Below are 13,446 nucleotides of genomic sequence, written 5' to 3' on the forward strand. Positions count from 1 at the left end.
AGTCCTCCCCGCGGCCTTTTCGTCATGCGGTGGAGCTTCTTCTCCCTGCGCGCCGCGCAGTCGGCGCAGGTCATGCAGCCGAGGCGAGCTCGACCTCGGTGAGGGGGCTTGGTTCCTCCCAGGTGGTCTGTATACCCCCCGTCCGTATGCAATATGCGATGTGATCCGGACGGGGCAGCTCCGGGTGGCTGTGTTCGCAGTACATCCGCATTACGCTGGGATTGGACTAGACCTGTTTGAGCCGTAGCAGTCTCCCTGGAGGAATGGGGTCACATGAGCAACCGTGCAGTCCTGGAGGTGATCGCTCTCGACGCGGAGGACGCGGTCGCGGCCCGGTCCGGAGGGGCGGACCGACTGGAGCTGGTCACCGACATGGCGGCGGACGGGCTGACGCCGTCCCGGGAGACCTTCGCCCGGATCCGCGCGGCCGTCGACATCCCGCTGCGCGCGATGCTGCGACTCGCCGACGGCTTCGCGGCGGGTGACGTCGATGCGCTGGTACGTGCGGCACGGGAGCTGCGCGCCGAGGGTGCCGACGAATTCGTACTCGGTTTCCTGGACGAGGGCGGCTCGCCCGACCTCGTCACGATCGAGCGGCTCGTCGCCGAACTGGACGGCTGCCGGTGGACGTTCCACCGGGCGATCGACCGGGCGGCGGACCGGGACGCCCTGCGCAAGCAGCTCGCGGACCTGCCCGGTCTGGACACCTACCTCACCGCAGGCTCGGCGGCCGGTGTCGATGACGGCCTGCCGACCCTGCTGGCGGAGGCGGCGCGCCGGGGCGAACCGGCGTACGAGCCGCGGATCCTGGTCGGCGGCGGGCTGCGGCTGGAGCACGTGGCGGTGCTGCGGGCGGCGGGAATCGACGGCTTCCACATCGGGGGCGCGGCGCGGCCGCGGGGGTGGGGGGCGCCGGTCGAGGCGTCGGCGGTACGGGAGTGGCGGAGGGCGCTGGACGCGTAGGCCCCTGGTCAGGGCCTGGCCAGGGCTCACCCGCGCAGCGAAACCGGCCCCCACGGCCTCGGCCGTGGGGGCCGGTCGGATTCAGCCGGGTCGTCCGGTGTTAATACGAGATGACGACGTACCCGTCGCCACCGGGCGCACCGTCCTCGCCGTGGAGTTGGACGCCGCCGCCGTTCCCACCGTCCCCGCCCTGGGCGGCGTCGTCGGGCAGGCCGACGATGCCGTCGGCGGGGTGGCCGCCGGTGCCGTTGCCGGGTGCGCCGGGCCGGCTCACATGGGGAAAGTCGGAGCAGGTGCCGGGCGTGCCGCCGGTGCCCGGGGCGCCCGCGACGCCGGTGCCGCCCTCGCCGCCGCCACCGCCGCCGCCACCACCGGCGTGGAGCACCTCGTCCCCGTCGTGGGCCAACGTCGTCGCGCCACCGTCGTCACCGTCGTCACCGTGCTCGCCCGCCTCGCCGCCGTCGCCGCCGTTGCCGCCGGTGCCGAGGTCCACCGCGATTTCTTCCCCTTGGATCTGCGAGGCCACATTCATCACGCAGTAGACGAAGCCGCCGGCGCCGCCGCCACCACCGTCACCACCCTCGGCGCCCTGAGCGCTGCGGCCGTTGCTCAGCGGGAGGCCGCCGCCACCGCCGCCACCGCCGCCGCCACCGGCGCCCCATGCCTGGACGTAGATCGTCTTGACGTCCCTGGGGATCCTGAACGTCCCGTCCTCGGTGAACTCCTGCACTCCGTGCTGGGCCTTCTTGCCCGAACTTCCCGTCTCGGTGTCTTCGCCGTCCGCCTGAGCCGCGGGCGCTGCGATCAGCAGCTGACCGGTCAGCGCCGCCGCCGCCATTGCGGCAGCGAGCAGTATCCGGCGGCGAGCGGGGCGTGGGGGCTGGTTGTTCCCGTTCATGTCTTCCTTCCCGCGTGGCCATCCGGCCAGGCGAGTGCGATGAGTCGAATGGTCGGACCGAGTGGTCCGCGGCCCAGCCCACCGCCACACCCGCCGGTCCGCCACCAGGGGCGCCCTTGCTTGGCCCAAGTGGGTGGCGCCATGCCCTGCTCGGGCTACCCGCGCGGTGACCGCGTGGGCGAAACGCGCCGCCTCCCCCGACGGTCAGGCCAGTTGCGCCGGCAGTGGCGACTCGTGGACGACCGTCAGGCCCGAGACCGCTCGGGTCAGGGACACGTACAGGCGGCGCAGGCCCGTTCTTTCGTCCGGTTCCGCCGCCACCACCGCGGCCGGCTCGTCGAGTACGACGTAGTCGTACTCCAGGCCCTTCGCGAGCGACGCCGGGACCAGCGTGAGGCGGGAGGCGGCCGTCGTCTCCTCGCCCGGCGAGAGATACGCATGGCCAGCGGCCGTCAACGCCGAGGCCAGCGCCGGGACCCGCGCGTCCGCCGCGATCAGGCCGATCGAGCCCTCCCGCCGCAGGGACTCCTCGCACGCCGACACCACCGCCGCGTCCAGGTCCCGCACCTCACGGACCGACAGCGAGCCCGGCGTCTCGCGGACCGACGTCACCTCCGTCAGGCCCGGTGACATGTGCGGCAGCAGCCGGGACGCGTACGCGATGACCTCCCGTGGGACGCGGAAGCCCGCCGTCAGTTCCTCGACCGCCGCGTCCGGCTTGCCCAGATGCCTCAGCGCTTCGGCCCAACTCCCCGTCGCCCACGGCGTTGTGCCCTGTGCCAGGTCGCCGAGGACCGTCGCCGACCCCGTGGTGCAGCGCCGGCCCACCGCGCGGTACTGCATGGGGGACAGGTCCTGTGCCTCGTCCAGTACGACATGGCCCAGCGAGTGCGTACGCTGCACCAGATCGTTCGCCTCGTCGATCAGCACCGCGTCCGCCAGGGACCACTTCGCGGACCGCACGCCGCGCGGCGGCTTCTCCCACAGGATCGTCCGCTGCTCCTCCTCGCTCAGCACGCCCTGCGCGTGCGACGCGAGGAAGTCCGGGTCGGACAGCAGCCGCAGCACCAGCTTCGCCGGATCCACCGGTGGCCATGCCGCCTTCACGACCGCCTTCACCGCGGGATTGCGCGCCACCGCGTCCTGCACCCGGTCGTCGGGCGCCTCGCCCGCCTGCTCCATGCGGACCAGCACCGTGTGCGCGATGCGCTGCGGAAGGGCGTCGCGTGCCGCGCCGTAGCGGATGTCCCGGTCGAGCAACTCGCGCACGATCTCCTCGAGTTCGTACGCCGGGACGCGCCACCGCCGCGAGCCGCGCACCACCATCAGCGGCTCCGTGGGGATCGTGACATGGGAGCGAACGGCCCGCCGCAGCACCTGAGCCATCCTCGCGTCACCCTTGACCACCGCGGCGTCCGCCGGGTCCGCGCCCTGCACCTCCACATGGGCCACCAGGTCGTCGACCGTCGCCTGCTTGACCTCCAACTCGCCGAGCGCGGGCAGGACTTGCTCGATGTAGTGCAGGAAGGAACGGTTCGGCCCGATGACCAGCGTGCCCGTCTTGGCCAGCCGCTCGCGGTGCGCGTACAGCAGATACGCGACCCGGTGCAGGCCCACCGCCGTCTTTCCGGTGCCGGGACCGCCCTGCACGCACACCGTGCCGCCGAGCCCGGACCGTACGATCTCGTCCTGCTCCGGCTGGATCGTGGCGACGATGTCCCGCATCGGGCCCACGCGCGGCCGTTCGATCTCCGCCTGGAGCAGCCTGCTGGTCCGCTCTTGCTCGGCGGGGTCGGTGAGATGCTCGTCCTCGTACGCCGTGAGGTCCCCGCCCGTGTAGCCGAAGCGTCTGCGCAGGCCGACGTCCAGCGGATCCTTCCGGGAGGCCCGGTAGAAGGGCTGCGACACGGGCGCGCGCCAGTCGACGACCATCGGGTCGCCGTCCCCGTCGTGGACGTGCCGGCGGCCGATGTAGAAACGCCGGCCTTCCAGCCCGGTGTGCAGATAGTCGAGGCGGCCGAAGAACAGCGGGGTGTGCGAGAGATCGGCGAGCGCCTTGATGCGCTCCTCGATCTGCGCCTCCAGGACGGCGGCGTTGACCCAGTTCGCGGTGACATCGCGGATGTCGAGTGCCTGGACGTCCTCGCGCATCGCGCGGAGGGCGTCACGCGAGGCGGTGAGGTGGGCCCGTTCACGCGACAGCGGATCGGGGTCGGGGTCGGGTTGCAGGGATTGCACGGATTGCACGGATCGCAGGGGTTGCACGGGTTCAGGGGCGTGCGCGGGCACGGGGTTGCCTCCGTCGGCTACGGCAGGGATCGGGGCGGCATGACGAACCGGCCGGTTTCCGTCCGGCCGGCGGCGCTCCGCAGAGGGAGGCGGGCAAGACGGGCGATTGTAGTCAGGGGCGGGGACGCGGGCGACCGAATTTCTGAGGGCGGTGTGCGGGGGGATTTCCGGGCCGTACGCCCGGATTTGCCAGGGTCGTGCGCGGGGACTTGCCCGGGGCGTCGTACGCCCGGACATCCTCCCCGTAGGGGACGACCTATGCCTGGAGTCGTACGCGCGCATCCGCGCAGCTCAGTCCGCAGGTCGATGTGCTACCCACCGCGGAGATCCATCATGGAGATATGAGCACAGCAACCTTCACCCCCACGCCCCATGTCCCCCACCCACGCCGCGGTGCGACCGCCACCGGCTCCACCCCGCACTCCCCCCACCGCCTCGGCAACGCCCTGCGCGCGGTCAAGGTCTTCGCCGGCGCAGCGTTCAGCGTCGCCGTGCTCGGGGAGTACGGCGAGGAAGCGGGCATCCACCGCCGCTGACCGGCGCAGAGACCCGCTGATCCACTAGTAGGGTCGCGGCCGTGACGTACCGGAACGTGACCCCTCGTTTACTCACCGCAGTAAGCGTCCTCGCTCTCGCCTTCTCGCTCACCGCGCTCGTCGCCCTCTGCATCGCGCAGCGCATCCCCATGGTCGACACCCTCGTGTACCGGGCCGAGGGAGCAGCCGTCGCGAACGGCACCGATCTCTACGGTTTCACCGTCACCCAGTGGCGACTGCCCGCCACATATCCCCCCTTCGCCGCGATCCTCTTCGTACCGACCACCTGGCTGCCCGTCCCGGCGCTCAAGGTGGTCTTTGTCGTCGGGAACGCGCTGCTGCTCGCGCTGCTGGTGCGGCTCTCCTGCCGGTTCGCCGGGCTTCCCGAGCGGCAGCCGCTGGTGCTCGCCGCCGTCGCCGTGGGCCTCTGGCTCGAACCGGTCTTCCAGACGCTCCTCTTCGGCCAGATCAACCTTGCCCTCGTCTGCCTCGTCCTGTGGGATCTGTCCCGGGACGAGGAGGCCATCGGCAAGGGCTTCGCGCTCGGCGTCGCCGCGGGCGTCAAGCTGACGCCCGCCGTGTTCATCCTCCATCTGCTGATCACCGGCCGGGTACGGGCCGGGCTCACCGCGCTCGCCTCCTTCGCCGGGACCGTGCTGCTGGGCGCGCTCGTACTGCCGGGGGCCAGCCTCGACTTCTTCACCCGGCGGATCTTCGAGACGGACCGGGTCGGCAAGGTGTGGGTCATCGACAACCAGTCCCTGCAGGGCCTGTTGGCCAGGGCGCTGCACACACCCGACCCGGGGCCGGTCTGGATGTTCGCCGCCGTGGTCACCGCCGTCGCCGGCCTGTGGATCGCGCGCCGGGCGGCGAGCGCGGCCCGAGGTGTCCTGGTCGTGGCGTTCACCGGGCTGCTCGTCTCGCCGATCAGCTGGTCGCACCACTGGGTGTGGTGCGTACCGCTGCTGGCGGTGCTGCTCGCGGAGGGCCGGATGCGTACGGCGGCGACGGTGGCCGTGGTCTTCCTGGCCCGCACGCTGTGGCTGGTCCCGCACGAGGGCGACCTGGATCTGCGCCTGCCGTGGTGGCAGCAGGTGCCGGCGTCTCCGTATCCGCTGCTGGCGCTGACGTTGGCGCTGGCGATGCCGGTACTGGCGCCTGCCGCGGGGCGGGCCCGGGGCCGGGCACCGCACCCGGAGCCCGACCCCAACACCCCCTGAAACACCTCTAGGCCAGCAGCTCGTCCGCGTCGACGATCCGGTACGCGTACCCCTGCTCCGCCAGGAACCGCTGGCGGTGTGCCGCGAAGTCCTGGTCGATCGTGTCCCGCGCGACCACTGAGTAGAAGTGGGCCTGGTGGCCGTCCGCCTTCGGCCGCAGCACACGTCCCAGCCGCTGCGCCTCCTCCTGGCGGGAGCCGAAGGTGCCCGACACCTGAATCGCGACCGTGGCCTCCGGCAGGTCGATCGAGAAGTTCGCGACCTTCGACACGACCAGCACCGAGATCTCGCCCTGCCGGAACGCCTCGAAGAGCTTCTCGCGCTGCGCGTTCGACGTCTCGCCCTTGATGACCGGCGCGTTCAGATGCTCGCCCAGCTCGTCGAGCTGGTCGATGTACTGGCCGATGACGAGGATCTGCTGGCCCGCGAACCTCTGTACCAGCGCCTCCGTCACCTTCCGCTTGGTCGCGGTCGTGGCGCAGTAGCGATACTTCTCCTCCGTCTCGGCGGTCGCGTACGCCAGCCGCTCGGAGTCGGTGAGATTGACCCGCACCTCCACACAGTCCGCGGGCGCGATGTAGCCCTGCGCCTCGATCTCCTTCCACGGCGCGTCGAAACGCTTCGGCCCGATGAGCGAGAAGACGTCCGACTCGCGGCCGTCCTCCCGCACGAGCGTCGCGGTCAGACCGAGCCGCCGCCGCGCCTGCAGGTCCGCGGTGAACTTGAAGACCGGCGCGGGCAGCAGATGCACCTCGTCGTAGACGATCAGGCCCCAGTCGCGGGAGTCGAAGAGCTCCAGGTGGGGATAGATCCCCTTCCGCTTCGTCGTCAGCACCTGGTAGGTGGCGATCGTGACGGGGCGGATCTCCTTCCTCGTACCGCTGTACTCGCCGACCTCGTCCTCGGTCAGCGAGGTGCGCCGGACCAGCTCGTGCTTCCACTGCCGCGCCGAGACCGTGTTGGTGACGAGGATGAGGGTGGTCGCCTTGGCCTGGGCCATCGCACCGGCTCCCACCAGCGTCTTTCCGGCGCCGCAGGGGAGTACGACTACGCCGGAGCCGCCGTGCCAGAAGCCCTCCACGGCCTGCTTCTGGTACGGGCGCAGGGCCCATCCGCTCTCGTCGAGGTCGATACGGTGCGCCTCGCCGTCGACGTACCCGGCGAGGTCCTCGGCGGGCCAGCCCAGCCTCAGCAGCGTCTGCTTGATCTGTCCGCGCTCGGAGGGATGCACGGCGACCGTGTCCGGGTCGATCCGGGCCCCGACCAGCGGCTGCACCTTCCTGGACCGCAGGATCTCCTCGAGCACGGGCCGGTCGGTGGTGGTGAGTACGAGCCCGTGGACGGGGTGCTTGGAGAGGGTGAGCCGGCCGTAGCGGGCCATCGTCTCGGCGACATCGACGAGGAGTGCGTGCGGCACGGGGTAGCGGGAGTACGCCACGAGAGCATCGACGACCTGCTCGGCATCGTGCCCGGCGGCCCGCGCGTTCCACAGGCCGAGCGGGGTGACCCGGTAGGTGTGGATGTGCTCGGGCGCGCGCTCCAGCTCCGCGAAGGGCGCGATGGCGCGACGGCACTCGCCCGCCAGCTCGTGGTCGACTTCGAGGAGAAGCGTCTTGTCACTCTGGACGATGAGGGGTCCGTTCACACCTGCGCCCTTTCGGTAAGGCCAAACCTCCAGTGTGCCGTACTGAGCCCCGGGGGTGGAGTGGCTGAGCGGCCGCACCCCGCCGGCCTGCCTCTTCGTCGTGGCGGCAGCCACCGGCAACGTTCAGGGCTGACCGGGGGCGGCGGGGGTACCCGGACCCCCATGACTACGGGAGCACAGCCCCGTACACCGAGGGGCAGAACAGCATTGCACGTGGGTGCGATGGTGGTGGCTTTTCTGGCGCTGGTGGCCTTCTCGGCCGTACTGGCCAGACTGACCCTCGCCCCTTCGCACGCCTCCGCGGACATCGCCACGGCCAACCTCCGGCCCGGCTCGTCGCTGCGGCAGTACGCCGAGGACTACACCTTCCTCGCCGCGTGCAAGCAGATCGGCGGCAACCTGCTGCTGGGTGTGCCGTTCGGCGTGCTGCTGCCCGTCCTCGTACCGCGCTCGATGCGCATGGTGCGGGTGATCGCGCTCACCGTGGTGGTGATGGCGCTGGTCGAGCTGGCGCAGGGCGCGGTGGTGGAGGGGCGGGCCTTCGACGTGGACGACGTCATCCTCAACACGACGGGTGCGCTGCTCGGCTATCTGCTGCTGGGGCGCAGGTTCGCGCATGCGACAGCGGCGAGGCCTGCCCGGCCCGTAAAGCCCGTAAAGCCCGTCAGGCGCGTGAAGCCGGTCAGGCGGGGTCGTCCGCGAGTTCGGCGACGCCGGTGATGCGGTGCAGCGGATATGTGCGCACCTCGTCCGCCGTGTGGTCGTACGCCGTGACGAAGCCGCCCTCCACGCGCACGGGCGCGATGACGCGCTGGCTTGCCGCGCCGTCCGCGTTGACGTAGCCGATCCAGAGCGCGGAGCCGGTCATCGCCGCGGCCTGGACCGTGGCCAGGGTCTCGGCGGAGGTCGTACGCGGGAGCTCGCCGTTGCGTGCCGGTTCCGGGACGGGCTTGCGCACCACCGTGGACGCGAGGTCGCCCGCGCGGATGGCCTTCACCGCCGCGCCGAGCAGCATGCCGTCGGGCACCGGCGGGCCGTCCGGCACCGGGGCGGGCGGGGTGCGTGGCGGGGTCCGGCGGGCGTGGGCGCGGGTGATCAGGACATCGCCCTCCGCGGATTCGGCGGCGGGCGCGTACCCCATGGCGCGCAGGCCCTCGAGCAGCGTCGCCGGATCGGCATGGGCGGCCAGGACGGTGGGCGCGAGTCGGCGCAGGCGCAGGCCCTGGGACCGCTTGTCCGCGAGGATTTCGCCGAGCAGCGCGTCGTCGTCGCAGCGTACGTACGCGGATGCGGCGCCGATCCGCAGATGGCCGTGGCGGCGGGCCACGTCGTCGATCAGATAGCTGAGCGGCTGCGGCACGGGGGTGCGGGAGTGCGTGGCCAGGAAGGTGTGCAGTTCGGAGGCGGACCGCCCGGCGTCGAGTGCGCGGCGTACGGAGCCGGGCGTGAAGCGGTAGACGGTCGCACCGCCCTTGGACTCGACGTCGGCGAGCACGGCGAGGGTCTCGGCGAGCGGCCGCTCCAGCGGCCCGGGGGCGACGGCCGTGAGGTCGGCCTGGAGGAGGACATGGTCGAGGGGCTCGGGCAGCAGCGGCGCGAGTGCTGTGGCGGCTCGGGCGGTGAGCTCCGCGGAGTCGGGCGGGACGAGCTCGTCGCTGAGGGGCCGCGAGGCCGGCGAGCCCCCGGCCGTCGGAACGGGGGCGTGGGTGCCCAGCAGCGCGCGCGCGTGCGTCGACAGCGCGCCCCGGCCCGTGATGCCCAGCACCTCCGCCTCCGTCAGCGTCCACGCCGCGATCCGCGAGCGCAGGTCTGTCGGGGTGCCCGCCGCACTGCGGGCCGCGTTCGTGTCCGGGGACGCCGCGCCGCCGCGGAGCGGGCGCTCCCAGCGCAGCCGGGCCAGCACGGTCTCCGGGGCGGGGGCCGTGGCCGGCGGGAGCGCGGCCAGCAGTACCAGGACCCGGCGGCGGACCTCGGCAGCCGACGAGCGGTCCAGCTCCGGGCCGAGTGCGGAGAGCGTACGGCCCTTGGCGTCCTGGCTGCCGATCAGGCCGGGCGTACGGGTTGCGCCGAGCCACGCCGTGGCGAGATGCGCCCACCGCTCGGCCGCCGGGAGGGTGAGCCAGTCGTCGTACGCGGGCGTCGGTGCGTATCGTTCGTCCGCCTCGCCGTCCGACGCCAACAGGCCCGCCGTATAAGCGAGTTCGAGCCAGAACCCGGCCATCTGCTCGTTCGTGTCCAGCGCGGCCGCGGTGCGCTTGAGGTCGCGTACCGAAAGGCCGCCCGACCGCATCACCGCGGGCCCGCCCTCGTGCCAGTCCTTCAGCAGGTCCTCGACCGTGGTGAGTGCGGTGTACGCCTGGGCCGCCGCCGCACTGTCCACAACCTGTGGACGGCCCGCGGTCATCGACGCCGTCGCGGCGGGCGCGACCGCCGGCGGCACCGGCTCCGGTGCCCGGTGCGCGCGGCCCGCCCGCAGATACAGTGCGGCCTCGCGCGGCAGCACAACCGTCCGCGGTGACGCGGGCAGCAGCAGCCCGCGGTCGCGCAGCCACCGCACGGGCGGGGCGGGGGTCGCCGTCACCTCTCCGTACGGCGGACCCCAGACCAGCCGGTCAAGCACCGTCAGCGCCTCCGGCGGTGCGGTGTCGAGGAGCGCCGCCATCCGCTCCCGGTCGGTGAACAGTGAAGTCAGCGAGGCGACGGCGGAGACCGGGTCGTGCGTCGTCGGCAGCCCGGCCGCCGCCAGGATCTCCTGCAGCCGGGTCGGTGACATCCCCGCGGTGGCCTCGGCGACGGTCGGCCCGAGACCGGTCGGGGACGGACGGGTCGGGGACGGGGCGAGCAGTTCGCGCGCCGTGCGCACCAGCCGCAGCCGGTCGTCGCCGCCCCAGACCAGCGCCTGCCCGCGCAGCACGTCCACCGCGTGCGGCAGCGCCGCCTCGATGGTGGGGTCGCCCTCGTCGCCGGTCAGCAGAGCGAGCAGCGTTTCGTACGGGGCGGGGTCCGGGGCCACGGCCAGTGCCTCGGCGGTCTGCAGCGTGAACCGGTCGAGCCGTTCGAGTGCGCGTACGACGGAGGCACGCGTGCCCGCCCGAGTCGCCAGCTGCGTCAGATCGTTGGGCACGGGGGTCAGCAGATCGGGGCGGGCGCGCAGCAGCGCGGCCAGCTCGTCGTCGGCGCGGGTACGCAGGGCTTCGGCGAGGGTGCGCGGGCTGCTCGGGCCGGCCGCGCCGCTTGGGCCGGCCGGACTGCTCGGGCCGGCCGTACTGCTTCCTTCGGGCATGGTCCCCATCCGCCCCACGGTAGTCCCTGGAGCGCTACGGTCGGGGACAGGGCGGGCCCGGGAAGACAGAGCGGCCGGGCAGGGAACGTCAGGGGAACGCCGGTGGGGATCGAGAGCGACCAGCTCGTCTACGACTATCTGAGCCGGGTCGGTGACCTGGCCCAGCAGTGCCAGTTGCCGTCCGGCGACCGGATGCGGCTGGTGTCGGGTCTGCGGAACGAGATCGACCAGCAGCGGGCGAAGTCGGGTTCCGACACCCCCGCGTCCGTACGCCGCATTCTCGGGCGGCTCGGTACGCCGGACGAGGTGGTGGCGGCCGCGTCGGCCGACGGCGGCCAGGCCGTGTCGCCACCCGCATCCCGGGTTGCCGTGCCGCAGCAGCGCGTACGCCGTCGGATCCCGCGGCCGCGCAAGACCGCGGCCGTCGATCAGCCCGAGCCCCCGCGGCCCTCCCTCGGCGCCTCCCCGCCGCACCTCGCGGGGATGGACGAACTCGGCCCCTCGGGCAGCGAGCCCGACTGGTGGCGGGTCGAGGCGGGGCCGTTCGGGCCGGGCGAGAGCGTGGCCGGTTTCGTCGGCGGCGTCGAGATCCCCGAAATACTCAAACCCCCGCCGACCAAGGAGGACTTGGCGGCCGCGGAGGCAGCGGCGGCGGTGGAGCGCGGGTACGTGGAAGAGGAGGCGGGCGAGGAGTACGAGTACGAGGACGACGACGATCCGGGCGAGGCGGACGGCGGTCCGCCGCGTGGCCTGCGTCCGCGGCTCACCCGTCGTACCGCAACGGCCGAGCCACTTCCCGCCTTCGCCAACCCGTTCCTGCTGCTCGCCGCCGCTCTGCTGGTCGCCGGCGCCGTGCTCGGCTCCTGGCTCGCCCTGGGCGTCGGCTGGCTCCTCGCGTACGCCTCGCGCCGACTCTCCCGCACGGAGGCGAAATGGGCGGTCTTCGGTCTGCCCGGCGCGGTCGTGACGGGCGGCCTGGTCTGGCTGTGGGGCCGGGTCAACGGCCGCTGGGGCGAGCCGATCGGGCAGGACGGGATGCGCGACGCACTCGCCGGCACCTGGCCGTGGGTGGTGAAGGGGGCGGCCGTCGCCTCCGCGCTCTATCTGGTGTGGCGGGCCCGGCGACGCTGACCGCGCTCACCCACGGGCGGGTCCACGCGGCCGGATGGGCACAATGGCCCCTATGGCATCGCATCCCCTGACCGTCGGCTTCGACCTCGACATGACCCTCATCGACTCGCGCCCCGGCATCCACGCCGCCTACCGCGCACTCTGTGCCGAGACCGGCGTGTGGATCGACGCCGACCAGGCCGTCACGAGGCTCGGTCCGCCCCTGGAGCAGGAGCTGGCGCTCTGGTTCCCCGCGGATCGGATCCAGGAGATGGCCGACCGCTACCGCGAGATCTACCCCACCTACGCGATCGAGCCGACGCTCGCCCTGCCGGGCGCCCGCGAGGCCGTCGCGGCCGTCCAGGACCTCGGCGGCCGCGCGATCGTCGTCACCGCCAAGCACGAGCCGAACGCCAAACTGCACCTTGCGCACCTGGGGATGGCGCCGGACGAGGTCATCGGCTGGCTGTGGGCGGAGGCCAAGGCGGAGGCGCTGCGCGAGCACGGCGCGAGCGTGTACGTCGGCGACCACATCGGAGACGTACGGGGCGCGCACACCGCCGGGGCGCTCTCGCTCGCCGTGCCGACTGGACCGTGCGACGCGGCGGAACTGCGGGAGGCCGGAGCGGACGTGATCATCGACGATCTGACCGCGTTCCCGGCCTGGCTGAGCGCATACCGCGAGAGCGACAACCAGAACTAGAGAGCGGATTTGGCCCCTCGGCGCTGCGCCGCGATCGAGCGCAGCACACCCGCCGCGGCGATCAGGAACCCGACGCCCATCAGCATGCACACCGCGTACGCGATCGACGGAAACGGTTCGGTCCCCAGAAACAGTGGGGCCACGGTGACCAGTGTGGCCACGGCACCGACGATGAAGACGATCACGCCGACGCGCACCAGCCCGTCACCCGGGGCGGGAGGAGTAGCAGTCATCCGGCCAGGGTAGTTCCCTGCGCATAGGAACCGCTCGGCGACGTCTTGTCACCAGCCCCTGGACCATTAGCCTTGGGGGTGGCGGGTCAGGCGACCCGCTGTAGTGCTATCCAGAGCCGTTTTTTCGGTACCCCAGTTCCGGTGCCCCAGCGCCCCAACGAGTACGAGGACGAGGACAGACGTGCCTACCGGCAAGGTCAAGTGGTTCAACAGCGAGAAGGGCTTCGGCTTTCTCTCCCGCGACGACGGCGGCGACGTCTTCGTTCACTCCTCGGTGCTCCCCGAGGGGGTGGACTCGCTCAAGCCGGGCCAGCGCGTCGAGTTCGGCGTGGTGGCCGGCCAGCGCGGTGACCAGGCGCTTTCGGTGACGATTCTTGACCCGACCCCCTCGGTGGCGGCGGCCCAGCGGCGCAAGCCGGACGAGCTGGCGTCCATCGTGCAGGACCTGACGACGCTGCTGGAGAACATCACGCCGATGCTGGAGCGGGGCCGCTACCCCGACAAGGTGCACGGCGCGAAGATCGCGGGCCTGCTGCGGGCGGTGGCGGACCAGCTGGACGTATAGC

12 protein-coding genes are annotated in these 13,446 nt (G+C 72.4%); 7 read left to right on the plus strand and 5 right to left on the minus strand.

Annotated features, from left to right (window positions below):
- Nucleotides 1-273: 273 nt before the first annotated feature.
- Nucleotides 274-963 carry a copper homeostasis protein CutC gene (locus tag OG729_RS21765; RefSeq protein ID WP_360868084.1) on the plus strand — a complete coding sequence of 230 codons (690 nt, stop codon included), beginning with the start codon at nt 274-276 and terminating at the stop codon, nt 961-963.
- A gap of 100 nt (nt 964-1,063) precedes the next feature.
- Here OG729_RS21765 and OG729_RS21770 read toward each other — a convergent pair whose 3' ends face one another.
- Nucleotides 1,064-1,861, minus strand: a complete 798-nt coding sequence (locus OG729_RS21770) for a hypothetical protein (RefSeq protein WP_405807726.1) — start codon at nt 1,859-1,861, stop codon at nt 1,064-1,066.
- A 204-nt stretch (nt 1,862-2,065) separates the two neighbouring features.
- Nucleotides 2,066-4,099, minus strand: coding sequence for a HelD family protein (locus OG729_RS21775; protein ID WP_405807727.1), 2,034 nt, complete (start codon nt 4,097-4,099; stop codon nt 2,066-2,068).
- Nucleotides 4,100-4,491: 392 nt separating this feature from the next.
- Between OG729_RS21775 and OG729_RS21780 the strand changes: the two genes are divergently transcribed.
- Nucleotides 4,492-4,686, plus strand: a complete 195-nt coding sequence (locus OG729_RS21780; RefSeq protein ID WP_405807728.1) for a hypothetical protein — start codon at nt 4,492-4,494, stop codon at nt 4,684-4,686.
- 41 nt (nt 4,687-4,727) lie between these two features.
- Complete coding sequence (locus OG729_RS21785; protein WP_405807730.1) at nt 4,728-5,906, plus strand: glycosyltransferase 87 family protein; 1,179 nt, start codon at nt 4,728-4,730, stop codon at nt 5,904-5,906.
- 7 nt (nt 5,907-5,913) lie between these two features.
- Here the strand turns inward: OG729_RS21785 and OG729_RS21790 are convergent, their stop codons facing one another.
- The gene (locus OG729_RS21790; RefSeq protein WP_360868075.1) at nt 5,914-7,551 is read right to left on the minus strand and encodes a DNA repair helicase XPB; all 1,638 of its coding nucleotides are present in this window, start codon (nt 7,549-7,551) and stop codon (nt 5,914-5,916) included.
- Between the two features lie 162 nt (nt 7,552-7,713).
- Here OG729_RS21790 and OG729_RS21795 point away from each other — a divergent pair, with 162 nt between their 5' ends.
- Nucleotides 7,714-8,271 (plus strand): VanZ family protein, encoded by a 558-nt coding sequence (locus OG729_RS21795; RefSeq protein ID WP_405807731.1) that lies wholly within the window; start codon nt 7,714-7,716, stop codon nt 8,269-8,271.
- Here OG729_RS21795 and OG729_RS21800 read toward each other — a convergent pair.
- The gene (locus OG729_RS21800; RefSeq protein ID WP_405807732.1) at nt 8,234-10,843 is read right to left on the minus strand and encodes a helicase C-terminal domain-containing protein; all 2,610 of its coding nucleotides are present in this window, start codon (nt 10,841-10,843) and stop codon (nt 8,234-8,236) included. The two genes, OG729_RS21795 and OG729_RS21800, sit on opposite strands and share 38 nt — an antisense overlap.
- Nucleotides 10,844-10,936: 93 nt before the next feature.
- Between OG729_RS21800 and OG729_RS21805 the strand changes: the two genes are divergently transcribed.
- Both OG729_RS21805 and OG729_RS21810 read left to right on the plus strand, forming a co-directional pair.
- Nucleotides 10,937-11,965, plus strand: a complete 1,029-nt coding sequence (locus OG729_RS21805) for a hypothetical protein (RefSeq protein ID WP_360868067.1) — start codon at nt 10,937-10,939, stop codon at nt 11,963-11,965.
- A gap of 43 nt (nt 11,966-12,008) precedes the next feature.
- A complete protein-coding gene (locus OG729_RS21810; protein WP_405807733.1) occupies nt 12,009-12,647 on the plus strand; it encodes an HAD family hydrolase in 639 nt (212 codons plus the stop codon).
- Here OG729_RS21810 and OG729_RS21815 read toward each other — a convergent pair.
- On the minus strand, nt 12,644-12,880 hold the full coding sequence (locus tag OG729_RS21815; protein ID WP_360868062.1) for a hypothetical protein: 237 nt from the start codon (nt 12,878-12,880) through the stop codon (nt 12,644-12,646). The genes OG729_RS21810 and OG729_RS21815 overlap by 4 nt on opposite strands.
- Nucleotides 12,881-13,061: 181 nt before the next feature.
- On the opposite strand from OG729_RS21815, the gene OG729_RS21820 reads away from it, so the two are divergent.
- Complete coding sequence (locus OG729_RS21820) at nt 13,062-13,445, plus strand: cold-shock protein (protein ID WP_360868059.1); 384 nt, start codon at nt 13,062-13,064, stop codon at nt 13,443-13,445.
- Nucleotide 13,446 lies beyond the last annotated feature (1 nt).

It is taken from the genome of Streptomyces sp. NBC_00210 (assembly GCF_045160975.1).
Taxonomy (GTDB): Bacteria; Actinomycetota; Actinomycetes; order Streptomycetales; family Streptomycetaceae; genus Streptomyces.

Coding starts and splice junctions, on each gene's coding strand:
- OG729_RS21765 (WP_360868084.1), top strand. CDS start 274: ATGAGCAACCGTGCAGTCCTGGAGGTGATCGCTCTCGACGCGGAGGAC.
- OG729_RS21770 (WP_405807726.1), bottom strand. CDS start 1,861: ATGAACGGGAACAACCAGCCCCCACGCCCCGCTCGCCGCCGGATACTG.
- OG729_RS21780 (WP_405807728.1), top strand. CDS start 4,492: ATGAGCACAGCAACCTTCACCCCCACGCCCCATGTCCCCCACCCACGC.
- OG729_RS21795 (WP_405807731.1), top strand. CDS start 7,714: ATGACTACGGGAGCACAGCCCCGTACACCGAGGGGCAGAACAGCATTG.
- OG729_RS21800 (WP_405807732.1), bottom strand. CDS start 10,843: ATGGGGACCATGCCCGAAGGAAGCAGTACGGCCGGCCCGAGCAGTCCG.
- OG729_RS21810 (WP_405807733.1), top strand. CDS start 12,009: ATGGCCCCTATGGCATCGCATCCCCTGACCGTCGGCTTCGACCTCGAC.
- OG729_RS21815 (WP_360868062.1), bottom strand. CDS start 12,880: ATGACTGCTACTCCTCCCGCCCCGGGTGACGGGCTGGTGCGCGTCGGC.